At 43.2% G+C, this 25,235-nt stretch carries 12 protein-coding genes; 5 read left to right on the top strand and 7 right to left on the bottom strand.

The annotated features are described in order from the left end of the window. The 5 genes from I595_RS05375 to I595_RS05355 all read right to left on the bottom strand — a co-directional run bounded on the left by I595_RS05375 (nucleotide 1) and on the right by I595_RS05355 (nucleotide 14,972). The gene (locus tag I595_RS05375; protein WP_054558684.1) at nucleotides 1-3,246 is read right to left on the bottom strand and encodes a VCBS repeat-containing protein; all 3,246 of its coding nucleotides are present in this window, start codon (nucleotides 3,244-3,246) and stop codon (nucleotides 1-3) included. Beyond that, nucleotides 3,239-6,580: a VCBS repeat-containing protein gene (locus tag I595_RS05370; RefSeq protein WP_054558361.1), complete on the bottom strand. Its 3,342-nt coding sequence runs from the start codon at nucleotides 6,578-6,580 to the stop codon at nucleotides 3,239-3,241. Before I595_RS05370 ends, I595_RS05375 begins: the two co-directional genes overlap by 8 nt. Nucleotide 6,581: 1 nt before the next feature. Then, complete coding sequence (locus I595_RS05365; RefSeq protein ID WP_054558683.1) at nucleotides 6,582-9,875, bottom strand: VCBS repeat-containing protein; 3,294 nt, start codon at nucleotides 9,873-9,875, stop codon at nucleotides 6,582-6,584. Between the two features lie 315 nt (nucleotides 9,876-10,190). Then, on the bottom strand, nucleotides 10,191-11,819 hold the full coding sequence (locus I595_RS05360) for a RagB/SusD family nutrient uptake outer membrane protein (protein ID WP_054558360.1): 1,629 nt from the start codon (nucleotides 11,817-11,819) through the stop codon (nucleotides 10,191-10,193). Nucleotides 11,820-11,840: 21 nt separating this feature from the next. Further along, the gene (locus I595_RS05355; protein WP_054558359.1) at nucleotides 11,841-14,972 is read right to left on the bottom strand and encodes a SusC/RagA family TonB-linked outer membrane protein; all 3,132 of its coding nucleotides are present in this window, start codon (nucleotides 14,970-14,972) and stop codon (nucleotides 11,841-11,843) included. Between the two features lie 348 nt (nucleotides 14,973-15,320). Between I595_RS05355 and I595_RS05350 the strand changes: the two genes are divergently transcribed. From I595_RS05350 to I595_RS05330, 5 genes are all read left to right on the top strand, one after another. After that, nucleotides 15,321-16,340: a LacI family DNA-binding transcriptional regulator gene (locus tag I595_RS05350; protein WP_054558358.1), complete on the top strand. Its 1,020-nt coding sequence runs from the start codon at nucleotides 15,321-15,323 to the stop codon at nucleotides 16,338-16,340. A gap of 30 nt (nucleotides 16,341-16,370) precedes the next feature. Continuing rightward, on the top strand, nucleotides 16,371-18,674 hold the full coding sequence (locus I595_RS05345; RefSeq protein WP_054558357.1) for a glycoside hydrolase family 65 protein: 2,304 nt from the start codon (nucleotides 16,371-16,373) through the stop codon (nucleotides 18,672-18,674). Beyond that, nucleotides 18,671-20,557, top strand: a complete 1,887-nt coding sequence (locus I595_RS05340) for an alpha-amylase family glycosyl hydrolase (RefSeq protein ID WP_054558356.1) — start codon at nucleotides 18,671-18,673, stop codon at nucleotides 20,555-20,557. The genes I595_RS05345 and I595_RS05340 overlap by 4 nt, the downstream gene beginning before the upstream one ends. A 130-nt stretch (nucleotides 20,558-20,687) precedes the next feature. Continuing rightward, nucleotides 20,688-21,443: a glycerophosphodiester phosphodiesterase gene (locus I595_RS05335; protein WP_054558355.1), complete on the top strand. Its 756-nt coding sequence runs from the start codon at nucleotides 20,688-20,690 to the stop codon at nucleotides 21,441-21,443. Further along, nucleotides 21,443-22,744, top strand: coding sequence for a BaiN/RdsA family NAD(P)/FAD-dependent oxidoreductase (locus tag I595_RS05330; protein ID WP_054558354.1), 1,302 nt, complete (start codon nucleotides 21,443-21,445; stop codon nucleotides 22,742-22,744). Before I595_RS05335 ends, I595_RS05330 begins: the two co-directional genes overlap by 1 nt. Here the strand turns inward: I595_RS05330 and I595_RS05325 are convergent. Beyond that, entirely contained in the window at nucleotides 22,724-23,452 is a 729-nt protein-coding gene (locus tag I595_RS05325; RefSeq protein ID WP_054558353.1) for an MIP/aquaporin family protein, read from the bottom strand. The genes I595_RS05330 and I595_RS05325 overlap by 21 nt on opposite strands. 63 nt (nucleotides 23,453-23,515) lie before the next feature. Continuing rightward, entirely contained in the window at nucleotides 23,516-25,009 is a 1,494-nt protein-coding gene (glpK, locus tag I595_RS05320; protein WP_054558352.1) for a glycerol kinase GlpK, read from the bottom strand. Nucleotides 25,010-25,235 lie beyond the last annotated feature (226 nt).

The following is a 25,235-nucleotide window of genomic DNA, read 5'->3' as shown; positions in this document are numbered from 1 at the left end:
CTACTTGGTATTAATCTTGTAAACTTGGGTTTTATCGTTATTAAAAACCGCTATAAGGTAAGGTTGGTGGTTTAGGGTGATCGTGGCCAAATGCCTAATGGATTTTTGCGTAAAATCCAAGCCTAGCATATTGCCTAAAATTACGTTTTTTTCGCTTTTAAGCAAAGCACCTGGAAAGGAATCAAATCTTCCTTGATAGGGCTTTACACCAAAATAGTTCCCTCCGATCAAGACTTCCTCCGTTCCATCGTGATCAAAATCATAACAGACAGCAGCCATAATGGGTGCCACTTGTAGGTTGTTATTAAAAGGGACAAAGGTAAAACTCCCACCGTTGTTTCGTAAAAAACCGGAGCGCAATTCTGTTACGCTAAGTGTTTTTCCTTTATTAAGACGGGCCTCATCCAAGATATTGTCAATGGATTGCCCTGCAAAAGATTGATAACTTTTGAATTTTTTACGCAAGAATACCAGCTGCGAACTAAGTTCATCCAATCCTTCCAAAGGATAATAGGCCCCATTCTTTTCAATAAGGGTAATGGTTTCTGTCTGGCCGTTGCTGTCAAAATCACCATAAAGCATTTTTAAAGGCTGATCAACGGAAGCGGTGAATTTGGAGTTTGTGCCCCAGTTACCCAAAATATAATCGGTATCGCCATCCTGGTCTACATCAAAAGGAAGAAGGGTTTGCCAAAGGCCGTTTAAGTTTAATGGCTGCCTTTCTTGAAATCCGCTGGGTGTGTTCTTAAAGAGTTTAGGGGACATCCATTCGCCAACAACAATTAGATCGATTAGTCCATCTTTATCAAAATCATCCCAAATGGCATCGGTCACCATGCCAAGTTCGTTGCCCTTAAAAGTATCGTCAATCGAAAAAGATCCTTGATGGTTTTGCAGCAGGTAAGAGTTGGAAGCTTGGCCAAATTGCCCAGTTACTGTATGGTTGCCAACAAACACATCCATATCACCGTCACTATCATAATCAAAAGGACGTACCACACTGCCGTTTTCGAAAGAAGGAGGCACGGGCATTTGGTCAAAGGTAGTGCCGTTTTGTAGATAGAGGTCATCTAAAAGCGGTGCTGCCTTACCAAAATAATCTGCGCCACCAGAAGCCACAAAAAGGTCTTTTAAACCATCGGCATTGAAATCCGCGATGCCTGCGGCAACAGCCTCTTTTATGGAGTCGTTGGCTATGGTTGGGAGCACTACAGAAACAAACGAGCTATCTTGTTGCACGTAAATTTTTGAAGGAATCCGTTTGGAGCCACCAAAGAAAATATCGTCTTTACCGTCGTTGTTCAAATCGCCAATGGCCATTGCAGGGCCTCGGTCAGAGGCTTTGTAGGGCATCAACTTCTCACGGATAAAATCCGTATAATTGTCTTCAACATGCATAAAATCCATCCCTAGATTATCTTCCACCTTGGTAAAGAGGAGATTGTGCATTTTACTTTTTTTAGGATAGGCGTAAGGACTGGTGTGCTCTGGTTGTACCAGCAGGGTTTGATTGGTCTTGATTTTGGTCAAGGTTTGCGCTGTTTTGTTGGGCCAAATAATTTTTAGGCTATCCACAACGTTTGTATCGCCATATCCAAAATGAATGATAGGTTCTGAGGAAGCCTGAAATCCCTTACTGGGAAAGAGTTCCTTAAATTGTACCACACCTTGATGATAAGAATAGACCTTGGTGCCTATACCAAAGGTGTTGGGCGCCTTGTGCTTAAACTTTAGTTTTAAATAGTTGGTTTTCCTATCTGTTGTATTGATGAGTATGGAGGCCTTTTTATTGAGGTTGTTGGTCACTAGGTCTAAATCTCCGTCTCCATCTAGGTCCCCATAGGCACTGGCCCCGGAGATGATGGTGTCCTTGGACATCCATTCACCGCTTTTGTCTTTAAATGTGATATCCGTTCCTCCCTTAAAGATATAATTGTGTTCGGCGCCATTGGGCATTAAATCCAGTGCCTTGTTGTCCACCAGTTTGGTGTTGTCAATCTTTTTTTGGATTTGATCGTTGGATACAAATTTTACAAAATCCAAATCGTTGGGGCGTTTTTTGATTCCGTTGGCGACAAACAGGTCTTGATGGCCATCTTGGTCATAATCGCCAAAGAGGGCGCTCCAGCTCCAGTCCGTAGCGGCAACACCGCTCAATAAGGCAGTTTCCATGAAATGACCATCTGGCTGGTTAATGTAGAGCATGTTTCGTGTAAACTGGTAATGGTATCCAAATTCTTTAATTCGAATTTTTTGGATCTGCACGTTATCATCGCCCTCCGAAGCTTTAAGGACAGTTTCCTTCTCAGGTAGCATGTCCAAGGAAATGAGATCCGGACGGCCATCATTGTTGATGTCTGCCACATCGCTGCCCATGGAGAATCTGCTGCTATGTCCAAAAAAGTGTTTTAAACTTTCTGTAAAGGTCCCATCTCCGTTGTTGAGGTAGTAGTAGTCATCTTCATGAAAGTCGTTCCCCACATAAAGGTCTGGATACCCGTCCAAATTAAAATCTGATACGGCAACACCCAATCCGTAGGCGTTTAATCCCCCATAAATTCCAGCTTGTTCACTAACGTCTATAAATTTACCGTTGTCATTGCGCAGCAACTTATCCCCGGTTTCATAAGTTCTCTTGTTTCGTAAGGAAACGTCACCGTAAGAATTTTGGGTATGCACGGCATGGTTGAGCAAGTACATGTCCAAATCCCCATCTAGGTCATAGTCAAAAAAGGTGGCATTGGAGCTATAGGAGTCAAAATCCACACCGTATTCCGCCGCGCGTTCTGTAAACGTATTGTCCCCATTATTGATATACAGTTCATTAAAGCCATTAAAACCGTTGATACCCACTACGGCACACACATAAATGTCCAAAAAGCCGTCGCCATTGACATCTGCCATGACAGTTCCCGTATTCCAACTGCTTTTGCCTTCCACACCGGCCATTTCACTGATATCCTGGAAGGTTAGGTTGCCTTTGTTGAGATACAATTTGTTTTTGACTTGATTGCCCGTAAAGAAAATATCTGGCAGGGAATCATTGTTAATGTCCCCAATGGCCACGCCACCACCGTTGTAGAAGTACAGATAGTCCAGGATATTTAATTCTTCCGTTTCCCTGAGGGTATTTGTAAAGTCAATGCCGGTGCTTTTGGCATCCTTGGCCTCAAAGAGCATTGAGTCCGTGCAGCCAACCAACCCTAGGGCCAACATCAAAAGCAAACCAACTATTGTCTTAGTCATTGAGGAAGAAAATCTTAGGTTTTTCATCATTGATGGCTGCAAATAGATAGGTTTTTCCCGTTTTATCGGTAAACTTTTCTAAATGTTTTACTTCGTTTTTGATGCTAAATCCACTTTTGGTGTAATCCACCCATTCAAATTGATGGCTGCCCTTGCCCAAAAGTACGTTCCCATAACTGGCGTCCAAACGCGAGAATTGGGGCTTAAATTCAAAGTTGTTTCCTGCCATGATAAGGTCCAATACGCCGTCACCATTAACGTCGGTACAGGATATATCACAAACGCAAGAAAGTTGTACCCTTGGGGGTAATACTTGGGTGGTGAATTTCCCACCGCCCTCATTGATGGCGATTACCGATGCCGAGTTGCTTACGTGCTTCACTATGGCGTTGTCAATCACTTCTTTAGAAAACAATTCTTGTATGGTTCTTTGAGCGTATACAGAAGCTTTTAGGTTTTCCTTTTTAAGCGAAACCAGCTGTTCCGTAACTTCCTTTTTCTGGTGGATGGGATAATCACCACTGTTTTCACTGACGGTAACAATTTGTTCTAGGGTCCCATTGCCATCAAAATCATTGATGAACATTTTCATGGGACGATCGGTTTCTGGTTTGTAATGTAGGTTAAGGCCCATATTGCCCAAAATTAGGTCTTGGTCTCCGTCTCCATCCAAATCAACGGCCTCTACGGTATTCCACCAGCCATTTAGGGTATCTAAGCTACTCTCCATTTTTGCCAACCTACGCCCGGTGTTCTTATAAATTTTTGGGGTATCCCAATCCGCACTAAGGACAAGGTCTTTTTTACCGTCCCCGTCCATATCTGCCCAAATGGCCTTAGTGACCATCCCTGCATCCTTTAGCTCATAGCCCAAACGTTCTGTGGCATTGGTAAAGCTGCCGTCTCCCTGATTTTCCAATAACAGATGCTCCGGGGAAACACCATAGACCCCTACCACGCTCCTTGATCCAATAAAGACGTCTATATCCCCATCCCCATCAAAATCATGTGGCGCTATGGTAGACATGTTTTTAAAGGTAGAGGGCAGTTCTGCGGTAGCTTTTGTAAAGTTTCCCTTACCATCGTTTAAATAAAGTCTTGGACTGTAGGTCCGTTGTAGGTTAATGTTGTTTCCGCCACTAGCCACCATTAGATCTTGATCGCCATCTTGGTCTGCATCAAAAAAGGCTGCTGCTACATCCTCAAAGTTCCTATCCGTTTCAAAAGCGGCTATGGTTTTAGACAGTATCTTACCATTACCACTGTGAATGTAAAGCGTGGCCGCTTGTTTGTGTGCCCCACCAACAAAAACATCTTCATGCCCATCATTGTTTACATCTGCCACGGCCAACGAGGGCCCTTCCTGCGATAACTTTTTGTAAATAAGACCTTCATAATCAAAGTCGTTATGGTTGTCCTCCTTGTGGGCCAAAAGAGCACTGTTTGGCAATTCTTTTATCAAGGTTTCGTCGGGTAGGTTGGATTGTGGGATAAACTTACCGCTTGCGTTGTCCCAAGCAACTTCCAGGGTCTGATTTGCTTTGACTTCTTGGAATTTTTCCGTGGAATCATCTGGCCATACAATACGGACAGAATCCAAGGCCTGGGTTTTGCCCAAGCCAATGGTCATGGTATAATCCATGGAGGATTGGAACCCGCGAGACGGAATCAGTTCCTGATTGATAATATTGTCCTTAAAATAAAATTTTGCCAAGGCACCAATACCAAATGGGTTGTCGCCCTTGCCCTTGAACTTAATTTTTAAATAGTTGTTCTCTTTAAGCTCATTGGTGTTATTTCTGTAGACAAAAGTCCTTGTGTTTACATTGCTGATCACTAAATCCAGGTCTCCATCATTATCCAAATCTCCATACGCGGCTCCATTGGAACGGGTTGGCAGATCAAACCCCCAGTCCTTATTGGCATTACTAAAGGTGATATCGCCATTGTTGCGGTAGGCATAATTGGGCTGTGGTTTAATAGGCATTTTATTGATGATGGAATCTATGGATTCCTTTCTTCCGGTCAACGCCATTTTTTGGATAATCTCATTGGCAAAGAAATCCACAAAGTCCAAATCTGTTAAATCATGGTTGATGCCATTGGTGACGAACAAATCTTTTAGTCCGTCATTATCCATATCAAACATGAGCCCTGCCCAACTCCAATCCGTGGCATCTACACCACTGTAATAAGCAATCTCAGAAAATGTACCGTTCCCATTATTGAGCTGTAGGGTATTTTGAATGTACTGTTGATAGAAATCTTTTTCACGCTTTAAATCAAATACATTGTAGCCTTCAAATTCCATCACAGACTTCACCCGTTGTTCTGCCTCTGGAAGCATATCGGTAATAAAAATGTCATTGTGCCCATCATTATTAATGTCTGCAATATCAATGCCCATGGCAGAAAGGCTTAAATGCGAAGTGTATTTTTTTATCTCCTCTTTAAAGGTCCCATCTTTTTGGTTGATGTAGAGATAATCACGCTCATAAAAATCATTGGACACATAAATGTCTGGATATAAATCGTTGTTGATGTCCGTGACCAATACCCCAAGGCCGAAACCTATAAGGCTGCCGTAAATACCAGCGTCTTCACTAACATCCACAAACTTGCCATTATCATTTCGCAAAAGCATATCACCCACACCCCTAAAAATGTGTGGAACCCCTTCCCAATCCTGGGCACGTACTTCGCGTTGTTCCGCATAGCCCAGACTGCTTACCGGGATATTACTGTTATTTAAAATATAGGCATCCAGGTCACCGTCTTTGTCATAGTCAAAAAATGAGGCATGGGTAGAGAATCCTGTTTTTGCCAAATTATAGTCTTTGGCCTTTTCCGTGAAGGTTAAATCCCCGTTATTGATATACAGGTCATTATCATGGTTGTTGCCTTCCAGATTCCCGGCATTGCTAACGTAAATGTCCAATAAGCCGTCTGCATTGATATCTACCATGACCACCCCAGTGGACCAAGGTTTATTGCCAGCTATCCCTGCTTTTTCAGAAATATCCTCAAAAGTTAAATTGCCCTTGTTCAGGTAGAGTTTATTGGGCTCCATATTACCCGTAAGATAAATATCTGGGAGGCCATCATTATTGATATCGCCAATGGCAACACCGCCGCCATTATAAAAGTTTCGATATTTAAAAATATTGAAGTTCTTTTGGTTTTCTACTTTATTCACAAAATCAATCCCACTTTCTTCACTGCTCAATAGGGTGAAAAGGGTAGGTGTTTTGGCTGCGGTTTTTTCTGTTTTTTTGGTATTACAGGACAACAGCGCACATACTATGAGGGGTAAACATAAATATTTTAAACGCATTTTATTTTTTCTTTTTCACGATCCATAAGGGAGTGTAATTATTTCGGCCAATGATATATCCAACTTGGTCCTTAACCGTTATCTTTTTAATGCTCCTTGAGGCACCAGATAGCTTTGGCAGCACATCATTGTTCCAATAAAAGCCTCCCTTTGTATCATTTTGCAAAAATAAACCATGAAAAGCGTCCAATCTACCCAACTGGGTGCTTATTTCATAGTCATTGCCTACAATTAACACATCCTTATAACCATCACTGTTAAAGTCCTCTAGCATAATATCCTTTACAGCGGAAGCCTGGGTGATTATGGGTAGTGGTTGTGGTTTAAAGTTAAGTTTGCCAGTGTTTTCAAAATAGGTGGTCTCCAGGGTATACAGATATTTTTTTTCTGCCGTTTTAAGTTGGGTCTTGCCCAAAAGTTCTTCTAAAGATGCCTCCGCAAAACTTTTATAGGATAAAAAGGCCTTGTTCAAAAAAGGCAATTGTTTCACCAATTCATCTTTGGATGCAAAAGGGGTTTCCACGTCTTTGTGAAAATAGGTAATGATGGGATCTACGGTGCCGTTAGCATCAAAATCTTGCCGATACAGCGTAATGGGATGGGTTTTGGATGCCTTGAATTTTGTGTTGAGCCCCCAATTCCCGCACACCACGTCCAAGTCGCCATCCTTATCAAAATCCGCTACGTCTACACTGTTCCACCAACCGGAGGTATTGGATAGCCCAGTGGGTTTTAGTTGGCTAAACCCTTGTTCTGAATTTATGAAGATGGTGATGGGCATCCAATGCCCCACTGCAATAAAATCCTCAAGCCCATCTTGATTGATATCTACGACCTTGATATCCGTTACATTGCCCACATACTCAAAACCCGAAGCTACTTTTTTGGTTACGTCAGTAAAATGACCGTTGCCGTTATTCTGGAAAATATATTGTTTTGGGGTTTTTCCAAATTCATGGGGTACCCCGTTTGCCGTAAGAATGATGTCTTGGTGGCCGTCAAGGTCCATATCAATAGTGCTAATGCTTGAAGCATTTAGGGCTATATCTTTAAAGGCGCTGGTGTCCTTCTTAAAAATACCATTTTGGTTCCTGTACAGTCTTGGCCTTAGGGTCTCTCCGGTAAGATATTCATTGCCTCCGCTGGCAACGATCAAATCTGGGTCAGTATCGTTATCAATGTCGACAAACAAACTGGTGATATCTTCGGAAAGGGAATCCATCCCAAAGGTTTTTTCTTGGGACACCTTAAAATTGCCTTGAGGATTTTGCACATACAAGATTGAGGCCTGTCTTTTGGCACCGCTGATAAAAAAGTCAAGGAGGCTGTCACCATTGACATCAGCCACCGAAATACTGGGGCCTTGATTGGAATTGGCAAAGGGAATCAAAGGTTCTCTGTCAAAATCCAAGGAAACTTGCTCTTTGTGGCGAAAAGGGACTAAGGAGTCAATGGAATACAACTGTATGCTTTCTGGGAGCGTGCTATCTTTTGTTTTGCGCTCCAGGGCATTTTCATACGACAACTGCATCACCTGGTTTTTGGAAACATTCCTAAGCGTTTGTGTCCTGCCGTCTGGCCAAATTATGCTAACGCTGTCAATGGGCTCTTGCCCAACACCAAAATGGATGTTGTGGTCCTTAGAGGATAGGTAACCTTGGGTAACAAAATGTTCACGGGCCTGCATGCTGCCATTTTGATAAAGCGTGATTTTTGACCCAATGCCATTGCGGTTGTTACCGCTACCCTTTAATTGTATTCTTAGATAGTTGGCGGTATTGGTGGTGTTTTCTAGAATATACGCGTGGTCATTAATGTTGTTCACCACAATATCCAGGTCTCCGTCATTATCTAGGTCTGCATACGTACATCCATTGCTAAAGGAAGGACCACTATCTGACCAAAGCGGGCTGACATTGGAAAAGGTCATGTCTCCTTTGTTCTTAAAAAAATAATTGGTCACCTTTTTTTCTGGAAGTTCGTTGATTAAGGGCATATCGTTTTTGGACATGCCCGCTTCAATACGCCTTTGGATGTCCTCATTGGCAATGAAGTTCATATAGTCCATATCATTGGTCGCTCCCTTTATTCCGTTGGAAATAAAAATATCATTAAGACCATCATTGTCCCAGTCCGCCATAAGGGCACCCCAAGACCACTCCGTCGCTGAAATTCCGGCAAGATTACCAATCTCAGCGAAAGTGGCATCTCCCAAATTAAGGTGAAGTGTGTTTTGCATATACTGTGGTGCAAATCCTTTGTTTAAATATTGGCGGTAAATAGGGTAGGGGTATTCCAGTCCAGAGGTTTTGTAAGTTGTGAGTTCTTCTGGTAACATGTCCAATGATAAAATATCTGGGAGGCCGTCATTATTGATGTCTGCTATGGCATTGCCCATGGAAAAATGCGTGGTGTGCCCTAATTGGTGATCATTCCCTGAAATGATTTCCCTAAAACTACCATTTTGTTGATTGATATAGAGGTAGTCATTTTCATAAAAGTCATTGCCCACATAGACATCTGGATATCCATCGGCATTAATGTCTGAGATGGATAGTCCAAGTCCGTATCCAGATTTCCCTTGATAGATTCCTGCTTTAGCACTTTGATCTGCATAGGTTCCACCTGTGTTCTCATAGTAACGATCGCCGGATAGGGCGTCAAAAGCTTCACGTTGTTTTCCCAAACCATAGCTATTGTTGGGGTGTACGGAATGGTTCAGTAAAAACAAATCCAGATCGCCGTCCAAGTCTTGATCAAAGAAAGCGGCTTGGGTGGATAGTCCTTTAAAGTCCAAACCATACGTTTTGGCCGCCTCTACAAAGGTGGGGATTCCGTTTTTGTTGACCCCTTGATTGATAAAAAGTTGGTTGACTCCCTCTAGGGAACGATATTGGGAGGCCTGGCAAACATAGATATCCTGTAGCCCGTCATTGTTAATGTCCACATGCGTGGCACCGGTGCTCCATCCACTCACGGGACCAATACCTGATGCCGCGGTAATATCTTCAAATTTTAGGTTGCCCAGATTGAGATATAGATGTGAGGGCGTTTCGTTGCCGGTAAAGTACAGGTCCGTAAGCCCATCATTATTGAAGTCCGCTGCCACAACGCCGGCGCCGTTATAGTAATAGAGATAGTTGAGTATATTAAGTTGAGGTGTGTTTTTTAAGATGTTCTTAAAAGTGATGCCCGTAAAGGTAGGATCGCGTTCCACAAAGCGTTTCTCTACCTGTTCCGTACACCCCAAGAATAATGTGAGGCAAATGGAAAGATAGATGGTGTTGCTTTTCATAAATTGTAAATGCATTTTGGGTTGATGCCAATTTAAGGAGGATAAAATTACCTATTTAATTTTGATTGCCATTAGGAGACCTTGGGCAAGTTTATTGGTTTTGTATTGATGTTTTGAAAAATTACAGTGTAGGGAAAATCGAATAAAAGGGAGTAGCGGATTAGTATATAGGACACTGGCTATAATTGTGCAGTTTAGACAAAAACCGTTTAAAAGCGATGCTAAATATTAGGTAGTGCTGCCAGATTATGGATGGGGATAAAGAAAAAAGAGCTGCCTAAGGCAGCTCCTTTAACTTATAATACCCTTTTAGAATTAATATCCAGGATTCTGTTGTAGGTTAGGGTTAGCCAACAATTGTGGTAGCGGAATTGGGAACAGGTTACGGGCAGCGTTGTTAGCCTCCGCTCCTTTGAATTCCCATGCTCTAAGGTACTGTCCAAAACGAATCATATCATTTCTTCTCCAACCTTCTGCAAACAGTTCTCTACCCCTTTCGTCCAAAAGGTCTTGTTCTGTTACGGAACCTAATGGAGTGGCACCTCTTAGGGTTCGTAGCTCATTTACCATTGCCGTTGGGTCTGTACCGCTGCGCAGCATAGCTTCTGCTTTCATTAATAAAGCATCTGCCCATCTAAACTGTATAGAGTGGTTGGTAAAGCCTCCGTTAAATCTAGCTTGGTACTTTTGCACCCTGATTCCAGTTCTTTCACTGTTATTGATCAAATTAGGGTTACCGTCGCCATCTACAAATTCCCTTGAGAATTGTAATGGATTACCTTGTCTATCCGTTAAAGGAGTGCCGTCAAGAGCGTATTGTTGTCCTATCAAGAAACCTAGCCCTACGTTAGAGCCGTCTTCAAAACCTCCATTGTCAGAAGTTCCATCGACACTTGTAAAAGTGATTCCTTGTGGAGGAACGCCTCCGCGGCGTTCTTCTTGCCCATCTAACGGGTTTCGATTCACATCAAACCTGTTGCTATTGGCATCACCTTCAAATAGGTCATAATATTCTGCCAAGGTGCTAAATCCATTCCAGCCACCGCCTCCTAGGCCAGTGGAATTATAGTGTAGTCCGTTAAAGATGCGGTTTCCGGTAGAAGATTCTGTCCACCAAATGGTCTCGGTATCCTCCGATGCCTCAAAAAGTTCAAAATACCCTTTGGAATCATCTAACCCAAAACCGTCTGCTTCGATGGCGTCCACCAAAGCAATCACCTCTGCCATATCTGCGGATGCTGGTGAACCACCACCACCTGTGAGTTGGTTTTCATAAATGTGACGGTTCAAAAGTACTTTGGCCCTTAGGAAACGTGCCGCTGCTTTTGATGCTCTTCTGAGTGGTTCGCCCGCTCCAGCCGCAACCGTTGGTAGGTTGGCTATGGCAGCGTCCAAGTCAGTTAAAATAAAATCTACGGCTTCAGCTCCAGAAAGTACTGTCGGTAGCTCGCTGGAAGGTGCCTGGGTATCCCTAAAAGGAACTTGACCAAATAAATCCAAGGTCATCCACATGGCGTAGGCTCTTAAAAAGCTAGCATCACCTATATCTTGTGGAGAAGGTGCACTTCTATCATCCAATACTTGTGAAGCACGTAGTTGTATTCTGGTCCATTGTGCAAATGGGTTGATGATGTCAATCTCCTCAAATCCCCACTCATGTTGGTGCAATTTTCTCCAACGACCGTTATCACCCCAATCCGCGCCACGGGTGGGGACCAAAAGTGCATCCGTGGTTACTTCATTAAGAGCATACGTAGCAGCTTGATCGGTTAAGGTATTGGTTACCTCACCGTAAACACTATTGACACCAGATTCCGGGTCTAACCCTTGGAATCCATCGGTTATCAAGGAATCGGTCTCCTCGATCTCTAAATCCGTACACGAAGACAGGCCTATAGCAAAAAGCGCTGCCGTTGCGTAAATTTTTAATTGATTTCTTTTCATGATTGTTTACAATTTTTTTAATTAAAATGTAGCGTTTACTCCTAAAGTAATAATTCTAGGGTTTGGAAAGGCAGACCAGTCCACACCTCTTGTTGGGATACCAGAGCCCAAAGAAGCTGTTGGTACGGTTACCTCTGGATCAACCCCAGTATAATCAGTTACCAAGAACAAGTTTTGTCCATTAACTGATAAACGTAAAGATTTAAACGCCGACCCATCTTTAAGAGGCACATTGTACCCAATGGTTGCGTTTTGGAAACGAACAAAATCACCACTTTCCAAAAATCTTGTGGATACCGCAGTGGATGCACCAGGATTTTCACCCTCGGTCAATACGTTTCTTGTAATGTTACGGGCGGTACCTATTTGGCCAGCATTAAATAAGGCATTGGCCGTGTTGTTATACACAGAGAACCCAAATTGTCCCGTAAAGAAAGCGGAAACATCCCAATTTTTGTAGGAAGCCGTTAAATTAAGACCTGCGGTAATATCTGGTAAACCGTCTTCACCAACAAAGGTTTTGTCAGCATCTGGATCGCCAACACCGTTGCCGTCCACGTCTTGGTATACTGGGTTTCCGTTGGCATCAAAGCCTTCAAAAATTGCCATATAATAAGAGAAAAGTGATTGGCCCTCTTCCAAACGTTGTGCAAAGGCACCAGATAGACCAGGTCCATTAATTTCACCGGTATTAATGGCACCGGCAAAATTTTGCACCTCATTAAAGTTGTAGGCAATGTTAAAGTCTGCACCAAAGTTAAAGTCCTCGGTCTGGGCAAAGTCATACCCGATGGCAAATTCAACCCCTTGGTTTAGGATGTTTCCTTCAAAGTTACCAAACTGGAATTCACTGGTAGAAGGGAACGCCGGAGGTAACTGCAGCAGTAGGTCATCCGTTATACTGCGGTAAACATCAATAGAACCACGGAAACGGTCGTTATTAAGACCAAAATCAAGACCTGCGTTGTAATTGATGTCTGTTTGCCATTTTAAGTCCCTATTGTCAAAAGCAACCTGTTGGTTACCGATATTTTCTGGGAAAACCTGCAACGTTTCGTTGGTTCCAATTCCGCTGTTACGGATTCTGTTGGCAAAGTTACCGTATCCAATACCTTGGCTACCCGTAGCACCGGCACTTAAGCGCAATTTTAGCGTAGAAACATTGTCACCAACAAAGTCTTCTTCATTAATCTTCCAAGCAAATGCACCAGATGGGAAGTTACCATATTTGTTATTTGGTCCAAATTGGGTAGAACCATCGCGTCTTATCGTGGCGGTAAACAAATATTTGTTGGCCAAGGTATAATTGATTCTTGTAAATACAGATTGGATTTCATCCGTATTGTCAAAGCTATCGTACCCAATGGAGCTTACTTCCCTTCCAAAACCAAAGGGAATGGTCTCTACCAATTGCTCTGGGAATAATCTGGTTACGATTAATCCACTGTTATTGGTACCATAGCCAAACCCTTGGAAATCACCATCAATGGTGGCACTTGCGCCATCTACAACGTTCACTAGGTCTTGCGACATATTGTTGAGTTCAGTGGTTCCAAAGCCCCTACCTTCTGAATTAAAGCCAAAGGTTCTAAAGCTTTGGTATTCATACCCTACCAGTACATCTAAATTAGAGTTGGCAAATTCCTTCTTGTAGTTTAATGTAGCGGTAAGGGTTTCGTTTTGTCGTTGAAGGTTACGGTAAGTACCAAACCCTAGACCTTCTATCCCATTAAAATTAAAAAGGTTTGGAGAAAGAACAGATACGTTATCACTATCGGATTGGTCCAAACCAACGGCCACTTTACCAGAAAACTCAGACGTAAACTTATATTCAGCAGTTCCGTTGATAAGAAAGCGGTTGGTATTGGTCACGTTTTGGGTATTGGCCAGATAGTTGGCAGGTAAAATTAATCCACCACCATCATCAAATCCTGGGTTGGCGGGCCACGTTGGGTTGGCAGAGTAAGCGGCACCAAGAATATCCCCCCTAAATCCAGCCGAAGCATCTGTTGGTGGCCTTTCTTGGTTCACCCTAGCAATGGTGGCTTGGACGCCCAAGATAAGTTTGTCGTCCAACAAACGTTGGTTCCAATTGATACGGCCCGTAATTCTTTCGAATTCCGAAGTTTCCACCACACCAAATTGTTTTTGATATCCAAAGGTGGCTCGTATGTTCCCTGAACCATAATTTTGGGAATATGCAATGTTATTGTTGGTAGATGCAGTAGAACGAAGAATGAATTCTTGCCAATCCGTATTACCCCCAAAATCATTGGCCGCAGCATTTCCGCCAAAATCCGTAACAGCCTGAAGGTACTCGTCCCTATTTAAAAGATCGAACTTACGTACGGGCGAGGCAATACTTAGGTTGGAAGAGAATTCAAAAACGCCTCCAGAACCCGCTTTGCCGCTTTTAGTGTTAATAATGATAACCCCGTTGGCACCCCTTGCACCGTAGATAGCGGTGGCAGAGGCATCTTTTAGGACAGTCATACTTTCAATATCACTAGGGTTAAGGAAGGCCAATGGGTTAGATTGGGAACCAGATCCCGCTCCCTCACCTGCAGTACCATCTGCATCCGTATTGCCTCCGGCGATAGGAATACCATCTATAACAAACAGCGGATTGTTGTCACCACGTACAGAACGTGAACCCCTAATGTTTACTTGGATTCCTGCTCCTGGCTCACCACTGGTCTGTTGGATATTGACACCAGCAGTTTTACCTTGTATTAATTGTTCTGGGGATGAAATGACACCAGTGTTAAAATCCTCGGCGGTTACGGAAGTCACGGAACCCGTAGCATCCTTTACCGTGGTGGTACCGTATCCAATGATGACCACCTCATCCAATGCCTGGGCATCTTCTTCCAAGGTTACATTAATCGTACTACGGCCATTTACACCAACCTCCATGGTTTTAAATCCTATGTAACTAAAGACAATGGTAGCGTCACCATCCACCCCGTTTAGGGTGTAGTTACCGTCAAAATCGGTTTGTGTACCATTTGTGGTACCCTTCACTAAAACACTTGCTCCCGGCAAGGGTCCGTTAGCATCAGAAACAGTACCTGATACCGTTTGGGCATGTGCCGCACCGAAGCAAATAAATGCTCCCAACAACAATAAGCCCTTAAGCAGCCTAATCTTCATAGATAATTAATTTAAGTTTAGTTAATTTAAATTCAAGCGTTAAACATATGTAAATTCTAAGTTAAAATGCAAGCTTTGAAAAATCTCAAGTATTACGAAATCGGTTTCGTGTTCATAACTTTTCCCCGTTATCAATACAATAAAATTAATCTTAAATAAAACCACATTCGCAAAAAGTAGCCGCAATTTGTGGGTTTAATACATTCAACCGAGGCAAATATAAGCTTTTTTTTATCCCATAACAATGGATACGATGGCACCACACCCCACTTTTGTTAAAAGAATTAAGTTAATTTTCCCAGTGAATAATTATGGTTACTTTAACTCATTCTTAATCATTTTGCAATTTTGAAACAAAAAATCACCTTAAAACACATTGCCAAAGAATTACAGGTTTCTATCTCCACGGTCTCCAAGGCACTAAAGAACAGTGAGGAAATTAGTAGGGACACCAAGGAAAAAATACAGGCCTTTGCCAAATTGTATAATTACAAACCCAATAATATTGCCATCAGCCTTAAGAACAAAAGGACAAAAAACATTGGGGTAATTATCCCGGATATTGTGCATCATTTTTTTACCACGGTGGTCCGCGGAGTGGAAAAATATGCCAATACTAAAGGGTACAATGTCATTGTTTGCCTATCTGACGAGTCTTTTGATAAGGAGGTAATCAATATGGAAATGCTGGCCAATGGAAGTATAGACGGGTTTATCATGTCCCTATCCTCGGACACCCAGTTAAAAGGCGATTATAACCATTTAAAAGAGGTGATAGAACAGGGCATCCCCATGCTTCTTTTTGATAGGATCACCAATGAGGTGGACTGCGATAAGGTCATCATAGACGATCAGATGGGCGCCTATTTGGCTACCCAAAAATTGATAGATGAGGGGCGTAAAAAAATTGCCCTCGTGACCACAGAGGACTATCTTAGTGTGAGCAGGGAACGAAAAACTGGGTTTGTCCGCGCTTTAAAGGACAACCATATGGAGGTGCAAGAGCAGTATATTCTACAAATGCCTACCATGGGCATGGAAGAGAAGCCATTTAAAAATTTCTTTGATTCCGTTGAAGTGGATGCCGTGTTGTGCGTCAATGAAATTTTTGCCATTTCCGGTATGCGGTATCTCAAGTCCAAAGGGAAGCGGATACCGGAAGATGTTTCCTTTATCGGTTTTACAGATGGCCTCTTGTCCAAATATGCCAACCCAAGTTTAACTGCCATAGATCAACATGGAGAAAAAATGGGCGAGGCAGCCGCTGAAATACTGATCGAAAAAATAGAAAGCGAGCTGGAAGAACCATCTTTTAAAACCAAAATTTTATCACCAACTTTAATTGAACGGGATTCTACAATTAATTAAGTTTGCTCAAAATCATTTTACGGCAAGGCAATGAATCAAGATTATATTCAACCAGACCCTTGGTCCTTGATAGAGGAAGGGTTTGATGTAGAACGCATAAAATCATCTGAAAGTCTTTTTAGTTTGGGTAACGGCGCCATGGGTCAGCGTGCCAATTTTGAAGAAACTTATTCAGGTGAAACCTTTCAAGGTAGTTACATTGCCGGGGTATATTATCCAGATAAAACTAGGGTAGGTTGGTGGAAGAATGGATATCCAGAGTATTTTGCGAAAGTGCTCAACGCCCCCAATTGGATCGGTATTCATATTTTTTTGGATGATGTCCCCCTAGATTTAAATACCTGTAAAAAAATCACTGGGTTTAGGCGGGAGTTGCACATGAAGGAAGGCTGGTACCGGAGGACCTTCAAGGCCATCACAGCCAATGATATTGAAGTAGAGGTCAACATTTTGAGGTTTTTGAGCTTAGAGATTGATGAAGTTGGGGCCATAAAGTACCAACTTACCTTAAAGAACAAGCCTGCAAGGGTGAAGGTGAGTCCCTACGTAGATGCTGGCATCACCAATGAGGACAGCAACTGGGATGATGCCTTTTGGAACATCACCAACGTCTCCCACAAAGACAATAGGGCATTTATTGAGGCGCATACCATGAAGACCCATTTTGGAACCTGTACTTTTATGCATGCAGAGGCCAATTTTGCGGGTAAGAATGTAGTGCCCAAAAAAGTAGGAACCACTGAAAAGAAGGTAACCTTGGAATTTGAGGAGAGCTTACAAGAAGGGGAAACAGTGAGTTTGATTAAATATGGTGGCTACACCGTATCTACCAACCACGATGCCACGAAATTGGTTGGGGCGGCCAACTCTGTTTTGGACAAGGCCGCTATCCTTGGTTTTGATGGGCTGCTGGAAACCCAGAAAAACGCTTGGGCAGACATTTGGGCCATGAGTGACATAACCATTGCCGGTGACGTTAAAGCACAACAGGGCATTCGGTTCAATATCTTTCAATTAAACCAAACCTATTTGGGTAAGGATTCTAGGTTAAATATTGGCCCTAAGGGCTTTACTGGGGAAAAGTATGGCGGGAGTACCTATTGGGACACCGAAGCTTATTGCCTTCCCTTTTACATGGCAACAAAAAACCAAAAGGTAGCCTGGAGTTTATTGGAATACAGGTACAACCATCTGGAAAAAGCCATTGAGAATGCGGAGAAATTAGGATTCTCAAACGGGGCCGCCCTGTATCCCATGGTCACTATGAACGGCGAAGAGTGCCATAACGAATGGGAGATTACCTTTGAGGAAATCCATAGAAACGGGGCCATTGCTTTTGCCATCTACAACTATTACAGATTTACCGGGGACTATACCTACATTCCAGAAATGGGATTGGAAGTCCTCATAGGTATCGCTAGATTTTGGCACCAAAGAGCCAACTTTTCACAAAACAAAAATAAATATGTGATTTTGGGCGTTACCGGACCCAATGAGTATGAGAACAATGTCAACAATAACTGGTACACCAATTACTTGGCAAAATGGTGCATAGAATTTACAACAGAGCAAATCCAAAAGGTAAAGGACGGCTATCCAGAGGATTATGATAGGGTCATGGCGCATACCAAGCTTACGGACAATGAAGTGGATAGCTGGCTAAAAGTGGCAAAAAACATGTATTTCCCACGTTCCAAGGAACATGGGGTTTTTCTGCAGCAAGATGGTTTTTTGGATAAGGAGATGGTACAGGTAAAAGACTTGGATAGGTCCCAAAGGCCTATAAACCAGAAATGGAGCTGGGACCGTATCCTGCGTTCGCCCTACATTAAGCAAGCCGATGTTTTGCAGGGTTTTTATCTATTTGAGGACCATTTTACCATTGAAGAGCTGGAACGTCATTTTGATTTCTACGAGCCCTTTACCGTTCATGAATCCTCACTTTCGCCCTGCGTCCATAGCATACAGGCGGCAAAGTTGGGCAGGATGGACCAAGCCTATACCTTTTACCTGAGGACATCACGCTTAGATTTGGACGATTACAACAAAGAGGTGGAAGAAGGGCTGCACATTACCTCCATGGCAGGTACTTGGATGAGTATCGTGGAAGGTTTTGGCGGGATGCGGGTATTGGATGATAAACTGCACTTTACCCCGCAAATACCAAAAGAATGGAAATCCTACTCTTTTAAGGTGAACTTTAGGAACCGGATTATCAAGGTCACCGTAAAGGAGGGAGCAAGCCAGTTTTTCTTGGAAGGAACTGAGGAAATGTCCATCCGCGTCAACGGTGAACGGGTGGTATTGGTACCGCAGAAGGAAGTCACCGTATGAAAAAATCCGTCAGTATATCCCTTACGGTGCTGTTAACCATGGGCATGGTAAGTTGTGCAGATGATGTTAAACCAAAGGAAAACATGAAGGACAAAAAACACAAAGCAGTTGTTTATCAGGTTTTCACGCGGCTTTTTGGAAATACCAATACCGCCAACATCCCGTGGGGCACCCTTGGGGAAAATGGCGTTGGCAAGTTTGCAGATTTTGATGACAAGGCCCTATCGGAAATTAAAAAGCTGGGCGTAACCCACCTTTGGTATACCGGCATTCCCCACCATGCCGTCATCAATGATTATACCGCAATAGGGATTAAAAATGACGATCCGGATGTGGTGAAAGGTCGAGCAGGTTCTCCCTATGCCGTGAAAGACTACTATAATGTAAATCCGGATTTAGCGGTCCAACCAGAACATAGGCTAGAAGAGTTTAAGGCACTTGTCCATAGAACACACCAACATGGCATGAAGGTGATCATTGATATTGTGCCCAACCATGTTGCCAGAAATTATAAAGGTCTTACCAATCCCAAGGGCGTAAAGGATTTTGGGGCAGAAGACGATACCACTGTGGCGTATGCCCGGGACAACAACTTTTATTACATTCCCAATAGCGAATTTAAGGTGCCAGAATGGCCAAAGGGATACCTGCCTTTGGGAGGAAGGGAGAATCCGTTGGCCGATGGAAAGTTTACTGAGGTTCCCGCAAAATGGACGGGAAATGGATCTAGGTTGCCCCAGCCAAACGCCAATGATTGGTATGAGACCGTAAAGATAAATTATGGGCTGAAACCGGACGGTAGCAAGGATTTTGATACGCTTCCAGATGACTATGCCACAAAGGATTACCAGGCCCATTACCAATTCTGGAAAGAAAAGAGCGTTCCCGATTCCTGGGTAAAATTTAGGGATATTGCCTTGTATTGGCTAGATATGGGGGTGGATGGATTTAGATATGATATGGCCGAAATGGTGCCAGTTGAATTTTGGAGTTTTATGAATTCTTCCATCAAAATGAAAAACCCGGACGCTTTTCTATTGGCAGAGGTATATAACCCAAATCTCTACAGGGAATACATTTTTAAAGGAAAGATGGACTATTTGTACGACAAGGTAGAATTGTACGATAGTTTAAAACATATCATGAAAGGGTACGGGTGGACAGACCATATCCATACCGTACAAAGTGGTATGCAGGATATAGAGCACCACATGTTACATTTCTTGGAAAACCATGATGAACAGCGGATTTCTAGTCCGGAATTTGTAGGTGATGCCGCAATTGCCAAACCCGCCATGGTGGTTTCGGCTACCCTTAGCAGTTCACCAACCATGCTTTATTTTGGGCAGGAAGTTGGGGAAGATGGGTCAGAAAACGCTGGCTATGGTAGTCCATCAAGGACCTCTATTTTTGATTATATAGGGGTGCCAGCGCACCAACGTTGGGTAAACAACAAAACGTTTGATGGCGGACAGTTGACCCAAGAAGAAAAAAACCTACGTGATTTTTACCAGCGATTGCTAAATTTTACCGTTGGAAGTTCCGCTTTAATGGGCGAGTATAGGGAAATACATTATTTTAACAAGGAGAAGACGCCTACGTATGATCACCGTGTCTTTTCCTTTGTACGCTGGTCAGATACCGAAAGACTTATTATAGTAGCCAATTTTGATACGGACAAGGAGTACGCTATTGACCTAAAGGTACCTCTAGAAATAATCCAAAAATGGAATCTAAAAAAAGGTACCTATCAAGCGATAGATGTCCTTGGGGGAAAATTCAAAGGCTCCTTGCTGGTAGATGGGGAAATGGGAAGTATTTACATTGTGTTAAGACCGTTGGAATCTTTAATTTTACAGTTGGAAACCAATGAAAGACGGTAAAGCCCGTCTGTTTAGACCTCAAAATAATTAAAAAAACATGGCAGTGTCCCGGCGCATGTAGTGGAGCAACGTGCCAGCGAGGAACAGGTTCATGCAGTAGTCAAATAAAGAATTCATACCATATTTAATGATGAAAAAAACATCCCTTTTTATTTTTGTTTTGGCAGTGACCTTAATTTCTTGTGAAATGGCAAAGAAAAAACCATTAATTATAGGGCATCGTGGCGCTATGGGCTATGAGACGGAAAATACCTTGGCCTCCGTACAAAAGGCTTTGGATTTGGGGGTGGATATGATAGAAATTGATGTTCACAAGATTAGAAGTGGTGAAATTGCGGTTTTCCATGATGATACTTTAGACCGAATCTCAAATGCACCCGGCCGGATTGATGAATATTACATTGGAGAACTAAACCAGGTGATACTGGAAGGAAATCACAGGATACCGCAGTTACAGCAAGTGTTACAACTCATTAATAACCAGGTGGCCCTGAATATTGAGCTTAAAGGAAAAAATACGGCGGACCGTGTGAACCATATTGTGAAGTTCTATTCGGAAAAACGGGGATGGGACTTTAAAAAGTTTGTGATTTCCAGTTTTAACTGGGATGAGCTCAGGACCCTTAGGAAATTAAATCCTGATATTGCCATAGCCGTTTTAACAGAAGATGAGGAGATGGATGGGGCCATAGCCGTGGCCAAAGAGTTGAAGGCCGTAGCGGTTAATCCATGGTTCAAACATCTAGATGCAGAAAAGACCCAACAGATTCAAAACGCAGGTTTTAAGGTATACACGTATACGGTAAACGAACCGGAAGACATCCAAACGGTCACGGATTATGGGGTAGACGGTATCTTTACGAACTATCCAGATAGGATGCACTAATGTATGATGTAATCATTGCAGGAGGTGGGGCGGCAGGTTTCTACGCCGCTATCCAGTTGGCAACAGAACATCCCGGTTTGTCCATTGGCATTTTTGAACGGGGAAAAACCGTACTTGGCAAGGTAAAAGTTTCTGGTGGAGGTAGGTGCAATGTCACACATGCGGCATTCAACCCAACAGATTTGGTCAACCATTATCCAAGGGGTAAAAAGGAGCTACTTGGCCCTTTTCATTCCCATGCTACCGGTGATGTCATGGAGTTTTTTGAAACGCGGGGGGTCCCTTTAAAAATTGAGGAAGACGGTCGTATTTTTCCGGTGTCAGACAATAGCCAATCCATAATAGATTGTTTCCTTGAGGAGGCGGAAAGATTGGGCGTCCGGATTTTGAAGAATTATGCGATAAAGGCCATAAATCCTTTAGGCAATGGCAAGGAAGGATGGCGGGTAACCACCAAGAACAAATATTATAATTGTCGTTATTTGGTTGTGGCCACGGGAAGTAATCCTAAAATTTGGGAACAATTGGGAGGTTTGGGCCATCATATTGTAAAGCCGGTCCCCTCTTTGTTTACCTTTAACATTGCCGACGATCGCATAAAAAGTATCCCAGGCATCAGTACACAGGCATATGTTGAGGTATTGCCCAACAATCATCTAGCTTCCAATATTGTCGTTGCCTTAAAAAGTAAACCAGTCAAAAAAGAGGCCATTCTTACCGCGGAGGGTCCAGTTTTGGTCACCCATTGGGGATTAAGTGGACCAGCTATCCTTAAGTTATCTGCCTGGGGAGCGCTCCCCTTGCACGCCCTTAACTATACTTTTAAAATTCGGGTAAACTGGGTGCCGGAATATACATCAGCATCCTTATTTGGCTTGTTTTTAACCGTAAAAGACGTGGAGGCAAAAAAAACCATCTTAAAGACCAAACCTGTGGATTTGCCAAGACGGTTGTGGACCAATTTGGTAAAAGCCTCCGGAATTTCTACGGACCTTAGGTGGGCAGATGCCTCTAACCAAGTGCTCCAAGGACTCGTGGAACAATTGACCCAGTGCGTTTTTAGGGTGGAGGGGAAAAGCACTTTTAAAGAGGAATTTGTTACCGCCGGTGGTGTAGACCTAAAGGAAATTAATTTCAAAACGTTTGAAAGTAAAGTATTGGCTAATCTTTATTTTGCCGGGGAGGTGATCAATGTGGACGCCATTACAGGTGGGTTTAATTTTCAAAATGCTTGGACGGGAGCATTTTTAGCTGCAAAAGCTATTGTTGCAAAAGAGGAATCATTGAAGGATATTGGATAGTATTGCGGCTAGCACAGCTCCTATAACTGGAGCCACAACAGGTATCCAAGCATATCCCCAACCATTGCTCCCTTTGTTTTTTATCGGAACCAAGGCATGGATAATTCTAGGCCCTAAATCCCGGGCAGGATTAATGGCATAACCGGTGGTCCCTCCTAGGGAAAGCCCAATGCCCCAAACAATCAAAGCTACTGGCAATGCCCCTAAAGAACCAAGACCAATGATAGTCCCGTCCTTTGCCATGGTGGCATCCGTAAAGAATAAGACAGCAAAGACCAATACAAACGTTCCCAAAATTTCGGTCAATACATTGGTCAACACATTGGGGATGGCAGGGGTATTGCAGAAAACGGCCAGTTTTGCCCCCTTGTCCACCGTGGCATCAAAATGATCTTTGTGCATTAACCAAACCATGAAAGCGGCGAACATGGCACCTATAAACTGTGCGGCAATATAATGGGGTATGTCATAGATGGAAAATTCCCCTGCGAAGGCAAGTCCAATAGTCACTGCGGGATTTAAATGCGCCCCGCTGTACGGTCCGGCAACCACCACACCCGTATACACCGCTAGGGCCCAACCTGTGGTTATGACAATCCAGCCAGAATTACTGCCATAGGTCTTGCTCAATGCCACGTTGGCATTTACCCCACAACCTAACAAGATGAGTAAAAACGTTCCGATAATTTCAGCGATAAAGGGAGTCATTTTGTTTTGATAATGGTTAATGGTGTTTTTAGGGGTGAAACTTATTCGTTGGTTCCCTACTACCTAGTGTTGTGACCAATATTCCAAGGCTTTAATGGCCCTATACCATCCAGAGATGCCTTGCTCAATAGGTTCGCGCTTGGTACTGGGGTTAAAGTGGACATCGGTTTGCCAGATATTCTGAATTTCTTCTGCACTTTTCCAGTAGCCTACCGCCAATCCCGCTAGGTATGCCGCCCCCATGACCGTGGTTTCCACAATTTTTGGGCGTACCGTCGTGGTGTTTAGGACATCAGCCTGGAATTGCATCAATAAGTTGTTTACGGTGGCACCACCATCTACCCTAAGTTCTTTTATCGCAACCCCAGAATCCGCTTCCATTGCCTTTAAAATATCCATAGTTTGGTAGGCAATGGATTCCAATGCGGCCCTAGCCATATGGGCATCGGTACTGCCACGGGTCAATCCAAAAAGGGTACCCTGTGCTTTTTGGTTCCAGTGGGGAGCGCCAAGGCCGGCAAAGGCTGGCACAAAATAAACCCCATCGGAACTTTCTACGGAAGCGGCCAAAGTTTCTACATCAGAAGAATTTTTGATGATTTTTAGACTATCCCTAAGCCATTGTACCACCGCACCGGCAATAAAAATGCTTCCTTCCAAGGCATAGGTGGTTTTGCCATTTATTTTCCATGCCACTGTGGTCAATAGGTTATTTTTGGATTTTACGGGCTCTTCCCCAATATTCATCAGCATAAAGCAACCTGTTCCATAGGTGTTTTTTACCATGCCTTTTGAGGTACACATTTGTCCGAATAAAGCAGCTTGCTGGTCGCCCGCAATTCCAGCAATGGGAATTTTGGCCGCAAAGAAATTGGGACTGGTATGGCCATAGACTTCACTGGATTGGCGCACCTCTGGTAACATGCTTTTAGGGATGGCGAACAGGTCTAAAAGTTCATTGTCCCATGCCATGGAATTGATATTGAACACCAGGGAACGCGAAGCATTGGTGACATCCGTAATATGCAGCTGTCCCTGTGTCATTTTCCAGATTAACCAAGAATCTATAGTACCCCAGGCCAATTGGCCAGCCTCCGCTTTTGCCCGGGCGCCCTCTACATGGTCCAATATCCACTTTACCTTGGTAGCCGAAAAATAAGAATCGATGACAAGACCCGTTTTTTCACGAATCATATCCGCCTTACCAGCTGCTTTTAAGGCTTCACAATAGGTAGCGGTGCGTTTATCCTGCCACACAATGGCATTATAGATGGGTTTCCCCGTTTTGCGATCCCATACCACCGCAGTTTCCCGTTGGTTGGTAATGCCAATAGCGGCAATTTGCTCCCCTTCCAATCCTTTTTTTGTAACCGCCTCCGCGGCAACTCCCGCCTGTGTGGACCAGATTTCCGTTGCGTCATGTTCCACCCATCCAGGATGCGGAAAAATTTGGGTAAACTCCTTTTGTGCCATGGAAACGATGCTTCCTTTTTGGTCAAATACAACCGCTCTGCAGCTGGTGGTGCCTTGGTCCAAGGCAAGGATATATTGGCTCATGAATTCATTTTATGGTTTTGAAAATTACTAAAATAAACTAGGATTAGAAACTTTGGACAAAACAAGAGGGAGGCTATGTGCAACTTTGTTGTTATTCTTTTTGGAACCTATCCCGGAGGCCATCTAAAAAATAGGATAGAAGACTTAAAAGGGTGTTTTGATACAGTATGGTTTTGGGTTGATAATCAGTAATATGGATACTGTAAATCAGGTAGGATGGAAACAC

Source organism: Croceitalea dokdonensis DOKDO 023, assembly GCF_001306415.1.
GTDB lineage: Bacteria > Bacteroidota > Bacteroidia > Flavobacteriales > Flavobacteriaceae > Croceitalea > Croceitalea dokdonensis.
This window is presented reverse-complemented; position numbering and strand designations above follow the sequence as displayed.